This is a genomic window from Neorhizobium sp. T7_12 (assembly GCF_002968535.1).
GTDB lineage: Bacteria > Pseudomonadota > Alphaproteobacteria > Rhizobiales > Rhizobiaceae > Neorhizobium > Neorhizobium tomejilense.
The window spans coordinates 78,480-93,870 of sequence record NZ_PVBK01000019.1 but is presented as its reverse complement, the minus strand read 5'-3'; the positions used below and the strand labels follow the sequence as shown (position 1 = coordinate 93,870).

Sequence of the window (15,391 nt, the reverse complement as noted above, 5' to 3'; positions counted from 1 at the left end):
TATTTTCCACAATTTTGCGAGAACAGAACTATTGACCTTCCGTTAATTCCTCAATGCTATTTTTAGCAAGACTCAGTGTCCCGGCGGCGAGATGGTTATCTCGTTAGGCTGTTGGCAAATTGAGCCAGTTCGGGAACCTACAGACGGGGGCACGCAAGCCAGATGTCCATACTTTCACTTCCAGGCGCTGACGCGAAAGCAGTACTTGCTGCACTCAGCAAGTCGCAGGCCATTATCGAGTTTGATCTATCCGGAAAGGTTCTCACGGCCAACGAGAACTTCTGCAAGACGCTTGGCTACACTCTTTCCGAAATCGTCGGCAAGCATCACAGCATGTTTTGCGACCCGGATTACGTGAAGTCGCAAGCCTACAGGGATTTCTGGGCGAACCTCGGCAGCGGCAAATTTGATGCTGCCGCCTACAAGCGCATTGGCAAGGGTGGCCGCGAGATCTGGATCCAGGCCTCCTACAATCCGGTGACTTCAGGCGGCAAGCCTTACAAGGTGGTCAAGTTCGCAACTGACATCACCGCCGCAAAGCTCAAATCCGCCGATGACGAAGGCAAGATCAACGCCATCTCGCGCACTCAGGCCATCATCGAGTTCACGCCCGGTGGCGACGTCCTGACCGCCAACGAAAATTTCCTCGCCTGCCTCGGTTATCAGCTTTCGGAAATCACCGGCAAACATCACAGCATGTTCTGCGAACCGTCGTTCCGTGACAGCGCCGAATACCCGCAATTCTGGAAGAAGCTTGCCGGCGGCGAAGCGATTGCCGCCGAGTTCAAGCGCATCGGCAAGGGCGGCAAGGCAGTCTGGATCCAGGCCTCCTACAATCCGATCTTCGACGCCGACGGCCGGGTCTTCAAGGTGGTCAAGTTTGCAACCGACATCACCGAACGTGTCCGCGCCGTCGATGACATCGCCGATGGCCTGACGTCTCTTTCGAACGGCGACCTGACGTTCCGGATCGAAGTGCCCTTCATTTCGACACTCGAACAGATCCGCGTCGATTTCAACGAAGCCATCGGAAAACTGGCCGGGGCCATGCGCACCGTCGGCGAGAACGCCGAGGGGATTGCAGGAGGCTCCAACGAGATCCGCCAGGCTTCCGACAGCCTTGCCAAACGCACCGAGCAGCAGGCGGCGGCAGTCGAGGAGACCGCCGCGGCGCTTGAAGAGATCAGCCGTACCGTCATCGACAGCGCCAAGCGCGCGGAAGAAGCCGGTGGTCTGGTCTCGCATGCGAAAAAAAGCGCCGAACATTCCGGCGCCGTGGTCCGCAACGCGGTAAACGCGATGGGCCAGATCGAGACGTCATCCCGGGAAATCTCCAATATCATCGGCGTGATTGACGAGATCGCCTTCCAGACGAACCTGCTGGCGCTGAATGCGGGTGTCGAGGCGGCACGCGCCGGCGAAGCGGGCAAGGGCTTTGCGGTCGTCGCCCAGGAAGTCCGCGAACTGGCGCAACGTTCCGCCAGTGCGGCCAAGGAGATCAAGACGCTGATCTCGACCTCCTCCGAACAGGTCAAGCGTGGCGTCGCGCTCGTCGGCGAAACCGGCAAGGCGCTCGATGAGATCATGTCCCAGGTGGACGAGATCAACGGCAATGTCGCAGCGATCGTCGAGGCTGCCCGCGAGCAATCCACGGGAATCAAGGAGATCAGCAAGGCCGTGAACTCGATGGACCAGAACACGCAGCAGAATGCTGCGATGGTCGAGGAAACAAGCGCCGCCAGCCACAACCTGGCACGCGAAGCCGAAACACTGCGCGATCTCCTGTCACGATTTAGATTTGCGCAACATTCTTCGCATAAGATTGCAATAGCGCGACCTGATGCACGACCCGTTGCATCGCCGGCACGCAAACTCATGGCAACGGTCGCGCGGACCACAACGGGTGCCGCCGCTGCCGCTCAGGCAACGGATAGTTGGGAAGAATTCTGATGGCTACGACGATCAACTCCACAAGCTACAGCGGCGAAACGCTGGAAATCATCGCCTTCCGTCTTCATGACCAGGAGTTCTGCGTCAAGACGACGACGATCCGCGAAATCCGCGGATGGGCGCCTTCGACGCCGATCCCGCACGCTCCGGCCGACGTCATCGGCGTCATGAACCTTCGCGGTTCGGTAATCCCGATCATCGACCTTGCCTACAAGCTTGGCATGAAGAGCACGGTTGCCAACGAGCGCAGTGCCATCGTCGTCGCCGAAGTCCACAACATGGTCATCGGCATGCTCGTTGACCGCGTCTCGGACATCCTGACGATTCCCTCGAGCCAGGTTCAGCCGGTTCCGGAAATCTCCGCGTCCTTCGACAAGTCCTTCTCCGAAGGCATCATCGCCAACGAGAACGGCATGATCTGCTTCCTGAACCTCGCCAAGATGTTCAAGGGCACCGAAGCCGACGAGCTGGCTGCCTGATTTGCGATAGCGCAGGCCAAGAAAGACCTGCGCATCCGACCTCAAGGCCAAGGCGGTTGGCTGGAAAGACCACTAAGCCGCTATTCGATTATGAAGCCCGCAGCGTTGAATCGCCGCGGGCTTTTTTCATGATTATTCCTTTGGCTCGAACGGAGCCGGACGGCGCCCGGCACCTTGACGGACGAGCATCCAACCCGGATATTCCGGAGCAAGTGCGCTGACCTCGTCGAGTTTTGCCATGTCCTCGGTGTCGAGCTTCAGCTTCACGGCCTTCAGATTTTCCTCGAGCTGCTCCAACCGCTTGGCGCCGATGATGACGCTCGTCACGAACGGTTTGGCGAGGATATAGGCCAGCGCCACTTCCGCGACGCTCGCACCGTGCCTGGCGCCGACCTCGCGCATGGCCGCGACGCAGGCCCAGGCGCGATCCTTGTCGACCGGCGGGAAATCGAAGTTGGCGCGGCGGCCTTCCCCGCTGCCCGGAGCGCCCGGACCGTATTTGCCGGAAAGCAGCCCGCCGGCGAGCGGCGACCAGACCATCAGGCCGAGCTTCTCTTCCTGCATCAGCGGCACGATATCGCGCTCGAGGTCGCGGCCGGCGATCGAATAATAGGCCTGCACCGTCTCGAAGCGGGCATAACCCTTGCGTTCGGAAATCCCGAGCGCCTTCGCCATCCGCCAGGCAGCCCAGTTGGAGAGCCCGATGTAACGCACCAGGCCGCGCGATACGAGATCGTCGAGCGCCCGCAACGTCTCGTCGATCGGCGTTACCGTGTCGGTGCCATGGATCTGGTAGAGATCGATATGGTCCATCTGCAGTCGTTCGAGGCTCTGCTCGACGGAATCCATGATGTGGCCGCGGGAGGCGCCGCGGTCGTTCGGCTTGTCGCCCATCTGGCCATAAAATTTCGTGGCGATGACCACGTCCTTGCGCGGCACGCCGACATTCTTGATCGCCTGGCCGAGGATGCGCTCGGATCTACCCTCGGAATAGACATTGGCGGTATCTATGAAATTGACACCCGCGGCCAGCGAGCGCTCGACGATCTTGTCGGCGGCGTCCTGATCGAGACCGGCGACGGCACTCCAGACGGCGCCCGTCTGGTTCTCGCCGAAGGTCATCGTGCCGAGGCAGAGTTCGGAGACGAAAAGACCGGTATTGCCCAATTGATTGTAGCGCATGGAGAGCTCCCGTGTGCACTGAAGATATGAAGCGATATAAGCAGTCGTTCGGAGCCGGATCGGGCACGCGGGCGCGTGCGTCCCGCAAGAGAAAGCGGCTTCGGGCTCCGCAACGCAATCTAGTCCGGATTCCCACGACGTCAATCGGAGCCGCCTCCGTTTTTATCCTCACATTTCCGTGCGAGACAAAAAAAAGGGCGGCACCGCCGCCCTCCGTTAGTCATTCCTGTCGACTATGTCAGCCGAACAGAACCAGACTGCTCCTCAGCGTCACCCAGACGCCCCAGAGAAGCGGGATGCCGACCACGGCCCAGGCGACCGCCGCCTTGGCGTCGAGACCGCCCGTGCCGATGCCGAAGGAACCCGTCGGACCGGCATTCGCGGCGGCTGTCTTTGCCTGCAGCGAAGCGACTTCATGGTCCGACATGAACCACTTGTCGGCAAGCGGACGCACCAGCGCGTTGGCGATCAGACCCAGCACCAGCATGCCGGCGAGGATGTACATCGTGCCGGTATAGAGCGCCGGCCCGGCCGGCACGCCGGCGGTGAGCTGGGCTTCGCGGATATAGTTGACCACGACGGGACCGAGAATGCCGGCCGTCGCCCAGGCCGTCAGAAGACGACCGTGGATCGCACCGACGAACTGGGTGCCGAAGATATCCGCGAGATAGGCAGGGATGGTCGCAAAACCACCTCCATACATGGACAGGATGATGCCGAAGGCGAGCACGAAGAGCGCCTTGTTGCCCATGTCGGCAAGCGTCGGAGCGAGTGCGTAGAGCACGATGCCGAGCACGAAGAACGTATAGTATGTGTTCTTGCGGCCGATCTTGTCGGAGAGCGACGCCCAGAAGAAACGCCCGCCGATATTGAAGAGCGACAGGAGACCCGCAAAACCGGCGGCGATCGTGGCGATCTGTCCCTTCTGGCCCGCATCGAGCTGCGAGAAGGTCAGGTTCGGCAGGCCGATCAGCGATCCGGCGAAGATTTCCTGCAGCATTGGCGAGGCCATGCCGATAACCCCGATGCCAGCCGAAACGTTCAGGCAAAGCACCGCCCAGATCAGCCAGAACTGCTTGGTCTTGTGTGCGTCGCGCAGGTGGACGTGCTTGGTGGTGATCATTGTCGTCTTGGAGACCGGGGGTGTCCAGCCTTCCGGACGCCAGCCGGCCGGCGGAATGCGGTAGCCGAAGGCGCCGCCCATCATGAAGCCGAAATAGATCACCGCCATACAGATGAAGGTCTGCCACACGCCGACCGAAGTATCGGTCTTGAAATAGTTCATCAACAGGTTGGCGAGCGGGGCACCGATCATCGCACCTCCGCCGAAGCCCATGATGGCCATGCCCGTCGCCATGCCGCGGCGGTCGGGGAACCATTTGATCAGCGTCGAGACCGGCGAAATATAGCCGAGGCCGAGGCCGACACCGCCAATCACGCCGGCGCCGATCCACATCAGCCACAGCTGGTGGGTCATGACGCCGATTGCCGCGACGATAATGCCGCCGCACCAGCAGCAGGCCGAGACGAAGCCGGCCTTGCGCGGGCCGACCCGTTCCAGCCAGCCGCCCCAGATTGCCGCCGAGCAACCAAGCAGCACGAAAAACAGCGTGTAGATCCAGCCGAGGTCCGCGACACGCCAGTTGCAGCTTGTCGTGAACAGAGCCGAGATGAGGTTGAGGCTGGTGCAGGACGGGTCCTGAGTGGTACCCAAGGCACGGGACAGCGGCAGCCAGAAGACGCTGAAGCCGTAAGCCATGCCGATGCAAAGATGAATGGCCAAAGCTGCCGGCGGCACGAGCCAGCGATTGAAACCTGGTTTTGCGATAATACGTTCCCTATCGAGGAGCCCGACATTGCCTGTCAGGCCCTCGTCCGTCGTTCCTGCAATTGCCATTTAAAATATCCTCCCTCGGATGATGGCTAGGCTCTATTCCTCCTCCGGCCCCTCACCTGCCGGATGGATGAATCATGCGGCGCTTTCCGGAACGCTCGGTTCCGACAACGATTCTCCTTCGGCGGGACCTTTGCCGCCCGGCGCCCCCTGCCTCGCATCCTGGCCAACACCAACGCCCGATCCAACCTTGGCTTCCGGCCGGCGGATCAGCGTCGAGGCCTCGACGACGAGCGGCAGCAATCTCGCTCCGCCATTGTCGAGATGCTCGAAAAGGTGGCGCCGCATGCGGGGCTCCCAGAACTTGTTGATATGCGTCGCGACGCCCTCGGCGCGTACCTTTTCCGGCTGCGACAGGAAGAAGGTGGCGATCTGGTTGGCCATCCGGACCAGTTTGTCGAGCACGAGTTGCTCGGGGCTTTGGTCATGCGACATCGGCGACAACTCCAGTGACTATGCGATCGGTACGCGTAAAGATTTCGAAATCCTCGCCGCGGGTCAGCGCGATCAAGGTCATGCCCGCCGTTTCCGCCGTGCGGATTGCAAGTGCCGTCGGCGCGGAAATGGCGATCAGCACCGAACTTCCGAGGATCGCCGTCTTCTGCACCATCTCGACGGAGATGCGGCTGGTGACGACCACGACGCCCTCAGAACCCTTGAGGCCCTTGGCGATGACCGCTCCGGCGAGCTTGTCGAGCGCATTGTGGCGGCCGACATCCTCGCGGACGGCAACCAGCCCCTTGCCTGGGACGACAAAGCCGGCGCCATGAACCGCATGGGTTTGCCGATGCAGCGGCTGCGCACTGTTGAGCGCCGCGACGGCTTCACTCACTTCTTTGGCGCTGAGAGCCATCGTCACCGCGGAAACATCCGGCACCGGGCGCATGGCCTGCTCGATCGACTCGATTCCGCAAAGCCCGCAGCCGACCGGCCCCGCCATATGCCGCCGGCGGGCGCGCAGCGCATCTTCCTTATCCTCGGCAAGCGTCACCTGCACATCGAGACCGGCACCCTCCTCGACGACGGCGATACTCTCGATCTCCACCATCGAGGTTATGATGCCTTCCGTCAGGCTGAAGCCTACCGCGAAATCCTCGAGATCGGCAGGCGTGCCCATCATCACCGCATGAGTGGAACCGCCATAGGAAAAGGCGATCGGCACCTCCTCCGGCACCACCCGCGAGCCGGCGCGGACCACGCCGTTGCGGCGGGCGATCTCGGGGGCTGTGGCGGTGGTGTTGAATAAGGTCATCGGACGTCGGGGCAGGAACACCCCCCTCTGCCCTGCCGGGCATCTCCCCCACAAGGGGGGAGATCGGATGTGGCGATGCCCAGCCCACCATCAACGTAATCGAGTGAGCAAACGTATTTCCAATGCTGAAGAATACCGGCGGCGCGTCTTGCCGATCTCCCCCCTTGTGGGGGAGATGCCGGCAGGCAGAGGGGGGTAACGCGAAGCACGCCAGGCAATTGCATCACTCAGCCGCCTCCAGCTTCCCCGCAATCCGCCGAGACCGTCGCGACAGTTCGTCATAGTCGCTCTGCCACTCGGTCGGGCCGTTGGAGGGCGATACCTGCACCGCCGTCACCTTGTATTCCGGGCAGTTGGTCGCCCAGTCGGAGAAGTCGGTGGTGATGACGTTCGCCTGCGTGTTCGGGTGGTGGAAGGTCGTATAGACCACGCCCGGCGCGACGCGATCGGTGATCAGCGCGCGCAGCGTCGTATCGCCCGAACGGCTGGCGAGCTTGATCCAGTCGCCTTCCTTGATGCCGCGCTGTTCGGCATCGTGCGGATGGATTTCCAGCCGGTCTTCCGCATGCCATGTGACGTTCTCGGTACGCCGCGTCTGGGCACCGACATTGTATTGGGAAAGGATGCGGCCGGTGGTGAGCAATAGCGGGAACCGCGGGCCGGTGCGTTCGTCGGTCGCGACATATTCGGTGCGGATGAACTTGCCCTTGCCGCGCACGAAACCGTCGACATGCATGATCGGCGAGCCCACCGGATGCGCCTCGTTGCAAGGCCACTGAACCGAACCCATCTTGTCGAGATAGTCGTAGGAAACCAGAGCGAAGCTCGGCGTCGACACGGCGATCTCATCCATGATCTGAGATGGATGCGCATAGTTCCAGGCAAGCCCCATCGCCTGGGCGAGCTTCTGGGTGACTTCCCAGTCGGCATAACCGTTCTTCGGGCTCATCACCTTGCGGACGCGGTTGATGCGGCGCTCGGCATTGGTGAACGTGCCGTCCTTTTCGAGGAAAGTCGAACCCGGCAGGAAGACATGCGCGTAATTGGCAGTTTCGTTCAGGAAGAGATCGTGGACGACGACGCATTCCATCGCAGCGAGGCCGGCAGAAACATGCTTGGTGTCCGGGTCGGACTGGAGAATATCCTCGCCCTGGATGTAGATGCCCTTGAACGTGCCCTCGACGGCCGCATCCAGCATGTTCGGGATGCGCAGGCCCGGTTCGTTGTTGAGCGTCACACCCCACAGTTTTTCGAACGTGTCGCGGGTCGCATCGTCCGAGATATGGCGATAGCCCGGCAGTTCGTGCGGGAACGAACCCATGTCGCAGGCGCCCTGGACATTGTTCTGACCGCGCAGCGGGTTCACGCCAACGCCCGGACGACCGAGATTGCCGGTCACCATCGCAAGGTTGGCGATCGCCATGACCGTGGTCGAACCCTGGCTGTGCTCGGTGACGCCGAGACCGTAATAGATCGCCCCGTTGCTACCCTTGGCGTAAAGCCGGGCAGCACCGCGCACGAGATCCGCCGGCACGCCGGTATATTTCTCGGTCGCCTCCGGGCTGTGTGCGTTTTCCGAAACGAAACCGGCCCAGTCCTCGAACTCGGACCAGTCGCAGCGCTCGCGGATGAACTTTTCGTCGAACAGGCCTTCGGTGACGATGACATGCGCCAGCGCCGTCAGCACGGCTACGTTGGTGCCCGGCTGCAGCGGCAGGTGATAGTCAGCCTCCACATGCGGCGTGCGGACGAGATCGATGCGGCGCGGATCGATGACGATCAGTTTTGCACCCTGGCGCAAGCGCTTCTTCAAGCGCGAACCGAACACCGGATGGCCGTCGGTCGGGTTGGCGCCGATGACGATGACGACATCCGTATGCTCGACCGAGTCGAAATTCTGGGTGCCGGCCGAGGTGCCGAAGGCCTGGCCGAGGCCGTAACCGGTCGGCGAGTGGCAGACGCGGGCGCAGGTATCGACATTGTTGTTGCCGAAACCGGCGCGGATCAGCTTCTGGACGAGGAAAGTCTCCTCGTTGGTGCAGCGCGACGAGGTGATGCCGCCGATTGATTCACGACCGTACTGATACTGGATGCGCCGGAACTCGGAGGCAACGTGCGAAAAGGCCTCTTCCCAGGTCACTTCCCGCCACGGATCGGAGATTTTCTCGCGGATCATCGGGTTGAGGATGCGATCCTTGTGGGTTGCATAGCCATAGGCAAAACGGCCCTTGACGCAGGAATGGCCACGGTTCGCCTGCCCGTCCTTCCAGGGCACCATGCGCACAAGCTCTTCGCCGCGCATTTCCGCCTTGAAGGAGCAGCCGACGCCGCAATAGGCGCAGGTGGTGACTTCCGAATGTTCCGGCTGGCCGATCGCGATCACCGACTTTTCGGTGAGCGTCGCCGTCGGGCAGGCCTGCACGCAGGCGCCGCAGGAAACGCATTCGGAATCGAGGAAAAGTTCATGGGCACCGGGCGAAACCCGGCTTTCGAACCCGCGGCCCTCGATCGTCAGCGCGAACGTGCCCTGCACTTCTTCGCAGGCACGGACGCAGCGCGAGCAGACGATGCATTTCGACGGGTCGTAGGTGAAATAAGGGTTCGACTCGTCCTTCGGCATCCACTTGGCGTTGATCGCACCATCGTTGCGAGCCTTGACGTGATTGTCGCCCTCGTAGCCGTAACGCACATCGCGAAGGCCCACTGCGCCGGCCATGTCCTGCAATTCGCAGTCACCGTTGGCGGCGCAGGTGAGACAGTCGAGCGGGTGGTCAGAGATATAGAGCTCCATGACCCCCTTGCGGATGTCCTTCAGCCGGCCGGTCTGCGTGTGCACGACCATGCCCGGCATGACCGGCGTGGTGCACGAGGCAGGTGTTCCATTGCGGCCTTCGATCTCCACGAGGCACAGGCGGCAGGAGCCGAAGGCGTCGACCATGTCGGTGGCGCAGAGTTTCGGAACCTTGATGCCGGCCTCCATCGAGGCGCGCATGATCGAGGTGCCCTCCGGCACAGTGATGGCTCGGCCGTCGATCGTCAGGGTGACCTGCGCTTCCGAGCGCGAGGCCGGCGTGCCGTAGTCGATTTCATGAACGAGGGACATCGTGTGTCTCCTTGCTAGAAAGAATAAATGTAGGAGCAAGATCGCCCCCCTCTGGCCTGCCGGCCATCTCCCCCACGGGTGGGGAGATTACAAAAGGCAGAACCGTCGCTCCAAAAGAACCGGAGCAGAGGATGTGACGCACAACTGAAAGCGGTGAGCGCGCGCCCAGCCGATCTCCCCACCTGTGGGGGAGATGGCCGGCAGGCCAGAGGGGGGCGACTTGCGCCGACGCAAAGATAGGAGCGTCCATCATTCCGCCGCCTCCACCATCGGTGCCGGAGAAAAGTCCTCCGGAAAGTGGTTCATCGCGCTCATCACCGGATAGGGCGTAAACCCGCCGAGCGCGCAGAGGGAGCCGAACTTCATCGTGTTGCAGAGGTCGGCGAGCAGCACCTTGTTCTTCTCCGGCTCGATGCCCTGGGCGATCTTGTCGGCCGTTTCGACGCCGCGGGTCGAACCGATGCGGCAGGGCGTGCACTTGCCGCAGCTTTCGATGGCGCAGAACTCCATCGCGAACCGCGCCTGCTTCAGCATGTCGGCGCTATCGTCGAACACGGTGATGCCAGCATGGCCGATCAGACCGTCCCGGGCCGCGAAGGCTTCGTAGTCGAACGGCGTATCGAACAGCGCGCGCGGGAAATAGGCGCCAAGCGGCCCGCCCACCTGAACCGCCTTCACCGGCCGGCCGGTTGCCGTGCCGCCGCCGATATGATCGACGATCTCGCCGAGCGACAGGCCGAAGGCCGTCTCGTACAGCCCGCCGTATTTGACATTGCCGGCAATCTGGATCGGGATCGTCCCGCGCGACCGGCCCATGCCGAAGTTTTTGTAGAACTCGGCGCCGCGATCCATGATCACAGGCACGGACGCAAGCGAGATGACGTTGTTGACGACCGTCGGGCGGCCGAGAAAACCCTGCAGCGCCGGCAGCGGCGGCTTGGCGCGCACGATGCCGCGCTTGCCTTCGAGCGAATTCAGCAGCGAGGTCTCCTCGCCGCAGACATAGGCGCCGGCGCCGGAGCGAATCTCCATGTCGAAGGCATGCGCCGAGCCCAACACCGACGGCCCGAGGATGCCGGCGGCGCGGGCGATCTCGACGGCTTCCCTCATCGTCGCGATGGCGTGCGGATATTCCGAGCGGGTATAGACATAACCCTTGGTGGCGCCCGTCGCGATGCCGGCAATGATCATGCCTTCGATCAGCACGAAGGGATCGCCTTCCATGATCATCCGGTCCGCAAACGTGGCGCTGTCGCCCTCATCCGCATTGCAGACGATGTATTTTTGGCTGGCCTCCGCATCCATCACCGTCTTCCACTTGATGCCGGTCGGGAAGCCGGCGCCGCCGCGGCCGCGAAGACCACTGTCGGTGACCTGAGCGACGATCTCGGCCCGGCTCATGGCGATCGCGTTCTCAAGACCCTTCAGACCCTGATGGTGGCGATAGTCGTCGAGCGACAGCGGATCGGTGACGCCGCAACGGGAGAAGGTCAGCCGCGTCTGCTGGCGCAGGAATGGAATGTCCTCGGTCGGCCCGAGATGCAAAGCATGCTGTCCACCGTCTACAAAGCCGGCATCGAACAATCCCTTCACGTCGCCGGCCTTGACCGGCCCATAGGCGATACGCCCGTGTTCGGTACTCACCTCGACCAATGGCTCCAGCCACAACATGCCGCGCGAGCCGTTGCGCACGACTTTCGCATCGAGGCCGCGGGCTGCGATCTCCTGGGTAATCGCGTTTGCCACCTTTTCGGCTCCGAGAGCGAGCGCTGCGGCATCGCGCGGCACGTAGATCGTCACCGTCATCGGCTTAGCCCCGCAACGATTTCGGAAAGACAGTGTTCGTCGACGCGGCCGTAGACCTCGCCGTCAAGCATCGCGGCCGGCGCGCAGGCACAGAGCCCGAGACAGTACACGGCTTCCAGCGTCACCGCGCCGTCGAGCGTCGTCTGGTGGAAGTCGATCCCGAGAAGCTGCCGGGCGCGGTCCGCAATGCGGTCGCTGCCCATCGACTGGCAGGCTTCGGCGCGACAGAGCTTTAGCACATGCCGGCCGGCCGGGTGGTCGCGGAATTCGTGATAGAAGGTGACGACGCCATGTACTTCGGCGCGCGACAGGTTGAGTTCGCTGGCGATAACCGGCTTCACCTCCTCCGGCACATAACCGAACTCCGCCTGGATCGCATGCAGGATCGGCAGCATCGGCCCTTCCAGATGCTTCAGATCCCTGATGATCTGAAGCGACCGCTCGGTGAGCTCACCGGCGGAAATTCGCATATTCATAGTCTGTAGCCTCCCAGCTGATCCGTTTCCGTTTTCGGGGCATCGACGCCGCTACGGCCGTATTGGGATCAGAAAGCCGACGAAGTTGTCCGACAATCGTACTTCGCCTACTGGGAATGGAATGTCGCAACCAGTGTCGCAACCGTCAATAAAGGAGATCGGTTACGCGATAGAAAAAAGCTATCAAGCCATGGCAGCGGGAGTGAGGCTGCGAGCCTCGTGCAGCAGGGCCGACACCAGCGGCGTAAACGGCTCGCGGTGTGTCGCAACAAGCCCGACGATATGTGTGGCTTCCGGATCAACGATCGGGATCGTCCTGATTTCTTTTGTAAAGCCGAATGAACGCGCCACGTTGCGCGGCATGATGCTCGCCCAGCGCCCGGTCCCCACATGCGATAGAAGCACAACCATCGAGTTCGATTCGAGCATCGGCTTCACAGTCACCCCCGCTTCCGCGAGGTGCTGGTTGATGATCCGGCGGTTCTGCATGTCCGGCGTCAATAGACAGAGCCTAAGATCGGCCATCTCTTTCCAGGTAACGCTTTCCCGGTCCGCATAGGGCGCCCCTTCGGCGGTCACCAGATTGTAGCGCTCCGCATAGAGCGGCACGCTCGTCACCCGCCCCAGCGGCTCGTTGTCGAGATAGGTAATGCCCGCGTCGATTTCGAAATTGTCGAGCTGCGAAAGCACCTGCAGCGAATTGCGCGAAACGACGGAAAACGTGACCTCCGGATGCTTGGCCTGGAAGGGTTCCGTCAATCTGGGGATCATCGCCAGTGCCGTCGGGATCGACGCCAGTCTTATATGGCCGACAAGACCCTTGCGGGCGGCGCGCATTTCCTCGCGCATGGTGCGCGCATCGCCAACGATGCGTTTTGCCCATTCCAGCACCCGCTGGCCCTCCGGCGTCAGGCCCTGATAGCGGGAGCCGCGCACCACGAGCTGCACGCCGAGGCTCTCCTCGAGCTGGCGGATGGCGGCCGAAAGCGATGGCTGCGAGATGCCGCATTCCTCCGCCGCCCGGCCGAAATGGCCTTCTCGCGCCAGGGCAATGAAAAATTCCAGCTTGTCGATCATCGCGTTCCTCCGCCGACAAGGGCTAACAAGATGGCGCGGGACATACAAGCAGTCATCCGGCCATGACGATAACCAGGGGGGGCCGACCACCGTCCAAAGAAAAAGGCGGCCTTTCGGACCGCCTCGATCTTTCGCAGAGAATTTTGGAAACTCAGGCCGGATTGACGACGCCGTTGAGATGGGTCAATTCCGCCAGGAACTGCTCGAGCTTGGTCTTGTGCTCGTCGTTCTGCGCATGGTTGATCTCGGACTGCGTCGTCTCGATCCGCTTCTGCAGCGTCGCGTGGGTCAGCTCGCTCGCCGGAACCGCAGATTCGGCAAGCAGCGTGCAGCCGGTCGGCAGGATGTCGGCAAAACCGCCGAACACGACGTATTTGGTGACCTGGCCCGAGGCAAGCTTCACCGAAACCACACCCGGCTTGATGGTCGTCATCGTCGGCGCGTGATTGGCAAGCACCGTCATTTCGCCAAGCGTCGCCGGGATCACCACTTCGGTGACCTTTTCCGAGACGAGCAGGCGCTCGGGCGAAACCAGTTCAAAGTTGAAAGCCTCGGCCATGAAGGTCCACTTCCTCAAAGCAATTCCAGCAAAAGTGCAGAGCGGTTTTGCGTCCGGGATTGCGAAAAACTAAATCACCAGGGCATCGAGGCAATTCCTTGCCGAGAAGCCCGCGTGTTTTATGCGGGAAAGGCGCGCCGGAGAAGTTCCCGCGCGCCATCTCGTTCAGGATCAGGCGGCTTCGGCCAGCTTCTTGGCCTTTTCGACGGCTTCTTCGATCGAGCCGACCATGTAGAAGGCAGCTTCCGGAAGATGGTCGTAGTCGCCGTTGACGAGGCCCTTGAAGCCCTTGATCGTGTCTTCGAGTGCGACCAGCTTGCCCGGCGAACCGGTGAAGACTTCTGCGACGAAGAACGGCTGGGACAGGAAGCGCTCGATCTTGCGGGCGCGCTGGACGGTCATCTTGTCCTCTTCGGACAGTTCGTCCATGCCGAGGATGGCGATGATGTCCTGCAGCGACTTGTAGCGCTGCAGGGTCGTCTGCACCTTGCGGGCGATATCATAGTGCTCTTCGCCGACGACCAGCGGGTCGAGCATGCGCGAGGTGGAGTCGAGCGGGTCGACGGCCGGGTAGATGCCCTTTTCGGCGATCGAACGCGACAGAACGGTCGTTGCGTCCAAGTGGGCGAACGAGGTTGCCGGCGCCGGGTCGGTCAAGTCGTCGGCGGGAACGTAGATAGCCTGAACCGAGGTGATCGAGCCCTTGGTCGTGGTGGTGATGCGTTCCTGCATCTGGCCCATGTCGGTGGCAAGCGTCGGCTGATAGCCCACGGCCGAAGGGATGCGGCCGAGCAGAGCCGACACTTCCGAACCTGCCTGGGTAAAGCGGAAGATGTTGTCGACGAAGAACAGAACGTCCTGGCCCTTGTCGCGGAAATCTTCAGCGATGGTGAGACCGGTCAGAGCCACGCGAGCGCGGGCGCCCGGCGGTTCGTTCATCTGGCCGTAGACGAGCGCGGCCTTGGAGCCTTCGCCGCCGCCATGCTTGTTGACGCCCGATTCGATCATTTCGTGGTAAAGGTCGTTGCCTTCGCGGGTACGCTCACCGACGCCTGCGAACACGGAGTAACCGCCGTGTGCCTTCGCGACGTTGTTGATGAGTTCCATGATCAGAACCGTCTTGCCGACGCCTGCACCGCCGAAGAGGCCGATCTTGCCGCCCTTTGCGTAAGGCGCGAGAAGGTCGACGACCTTGATGCCGGTGACCAGGATCTGGCCTTCGGTCGACTGATCGACGTAGGAAGGCGCTTCCTGGTGGATGGCGCGCTTGCCGGAGGTGACCAGCGGACCGGCTTCGTCCACCGGCTCGCCGATGACGTTCATGATGCGGCCGAGCGTTTCCGGACCGACCGGAACGGTAATCGGGGCGCCGGTATCCGTGACGTGCTGACCACGAACCAGACCTTCGGTCGAGTCCATTGCAATGGTGCGGACGGCGCTTTCGCCGAGGTGCTGCGCGACTTCGAGAACGAGGCGGTTGCCGTTGTTGTCGGTTTCAAGCGCGTTCAGGATCGCCGGCAGTTCGCCGTCGAAAGTGACGTCGACGACAGCGCCGATAACCTGGGTCACCTTGCCGAGGGACGTGCCCGTTGCGGTAGCCATGATTCTTACCC

Annotated in this window: 12 protein-coding genes; 2 read left to right on the top strand and 10 right to left on the bottom strand. The window is 62.0% G+C overall.

Translation table 11 applies throughout. The features are described from left to right. Positions 1–162 precede the first annotated feature (162 nt). Entirely contained in the window at positions 163–1,950 is a 1,788-nt protein-coding gene (locus C5J26_RS27260) for a methyl-accepting chemotaxis protein (protein ID WP_105404609.1), read from the top strand. After that, a complete protein-coding gene (locus tag C5J26_RS27255) occupies positions 1,950–2,429 on the top strand; it encodes a chemotaxis protein CheW (protein ID WP_105404608.1) in 480 nt (159 codons plus the stop codon). Before C5J26_RS27260 ends, C5J26_RS27255 begins: the two co-directional genes overlap by 1 nt. A 132-nt stretch (positions 2,430–2,561) precedes the next feature. On the opposite strand, the gene C5J26_RS27250 is transcribed toward C5J26_RS27255, so the two are convergent. The 10 genes from C5J26_RS27250 to atpD form a co-directional block, all read right to left on the bottom strand. Further along, positions 2,562–3,611: an aldo/keto reductase gene (locus C5J26_RS27250; RefSeq protein ID WP_105404607.1), complete on the bottom strand. Its 1,050-nt coding sequence runs from the start codon at positions 3,609–3,611 to the stop codon at positions 2,562–2,564. A gap of 238 nt (positions 3,612–3,849) precedes the next feature. Then, positions 3,850–5,508, bottom strand: coding sequence for an OFA family MFS transporter (locus tag C5J26_RS27245; RefSeq protein ID WP_105404606.1), 1,659 nt, complete (start codon positions 5,506–5,508; stop codon positions 3,850–3,852). Positions 5,509–5,580: 72 nt separating this feature from the next. Then, complete coding sequence (locus C5J26_RS27240; RefSeq protein ID WP_105404605.1) at positions 5,581–5,940, bottom strand: formate dehydrogenase subunit delta; 360 nt, start codon at positions 5,938–5,940, stop codon at positions 5,581–5,583. Beyond that, a complete protein-coding gene (gene fdhD / locus C5J26_RS27235) occupies positions 5,930–6,757 on the bottom strand; it encodes a formate dehydrogenase accessory sulfurtransferase FdhD (RefSeq protein ID WP_105404604.1) in 828 nt (275 codons plus the stop codon). The genes C5J26_RS27240 and fdhD overlap by 11 nt, the downstream gene beginning before the upstream one ends. A 223-nt stretch (positions 6,758–6,980) precedes the next feature. Further along, a complete protein-coding gene (gene fdhF, locus C5J26_RS27225; protein ID WP_105404603.1) occupies positions 6,981–9,860 on the bottom strand; it encodes a formate dehydrogenase subunit alpha in 2,880 nt (959 codons plus the stop codon). 249 nt (positions 9,861–10,109) lie between these two features. After that, positions 10,110–11,666 (bottom strand): NADH-quinone oxidoreductase subunit NuoF, encoded by a 1,557-nt coding sequence (locus C5J26_RS27215; protein ID WP_105404602.1) that lies wholly within the window; start codon positions 11,664–11,666, stop codon positions 10,110–10,112. Beyond that, complete coding sequence (locus C5J26_RS27210; protein WP_105404601.1) at positions 11,663–12,142, bottom strand: formate dehydrogenase subunit gamma; 480 nt, start codon at positions 12,140–12,142, stop codon at positions 11,663–11,665. Before C5J26_RS27210 ends, C5J26_RS27215 begins: the two co-directional genes overlap by 4 nt. 183 nt (positions 12,143–12,325) lie before the next feature. Next, positions 12,326–13,219, bottom strand: coding sequence for a LysR family transcriptional regulator (locus C5J26_RS27205; RefSeq protein ID WP_105404600.1), 894 nt, complete (start codon positions 13,217–13,219; stop codon positions 12,326–12,328). Positions 13,220–13,370: 151 nt separating this feature from the next. Continuing rightward, on the bottom strand, positions 13,371–13,778 hold the full coding sequence (locus C5J26_RS27200) for a F0F1 ATP synthase subunit epsilon (RefSeq protein ID WP_105404599.1): 408 nt from the start codon (positions 13,776–13,778) through the stop codon (positions 13,371–13,373). A gap of 171 nt (positions 13,779–13,949) precedes the next feature. Next, entirely contained in the window at positions 13,950–15,380 is a 1,431-nt protein-coding gene (atpD, locus tag C5J26_RS27195; protein WP_038590763.1) for a F0F1 ATP synthase subunit beta, read from the bottom strand. Positions 15,381–15,391: the final 11 nt, after the last annotated feature.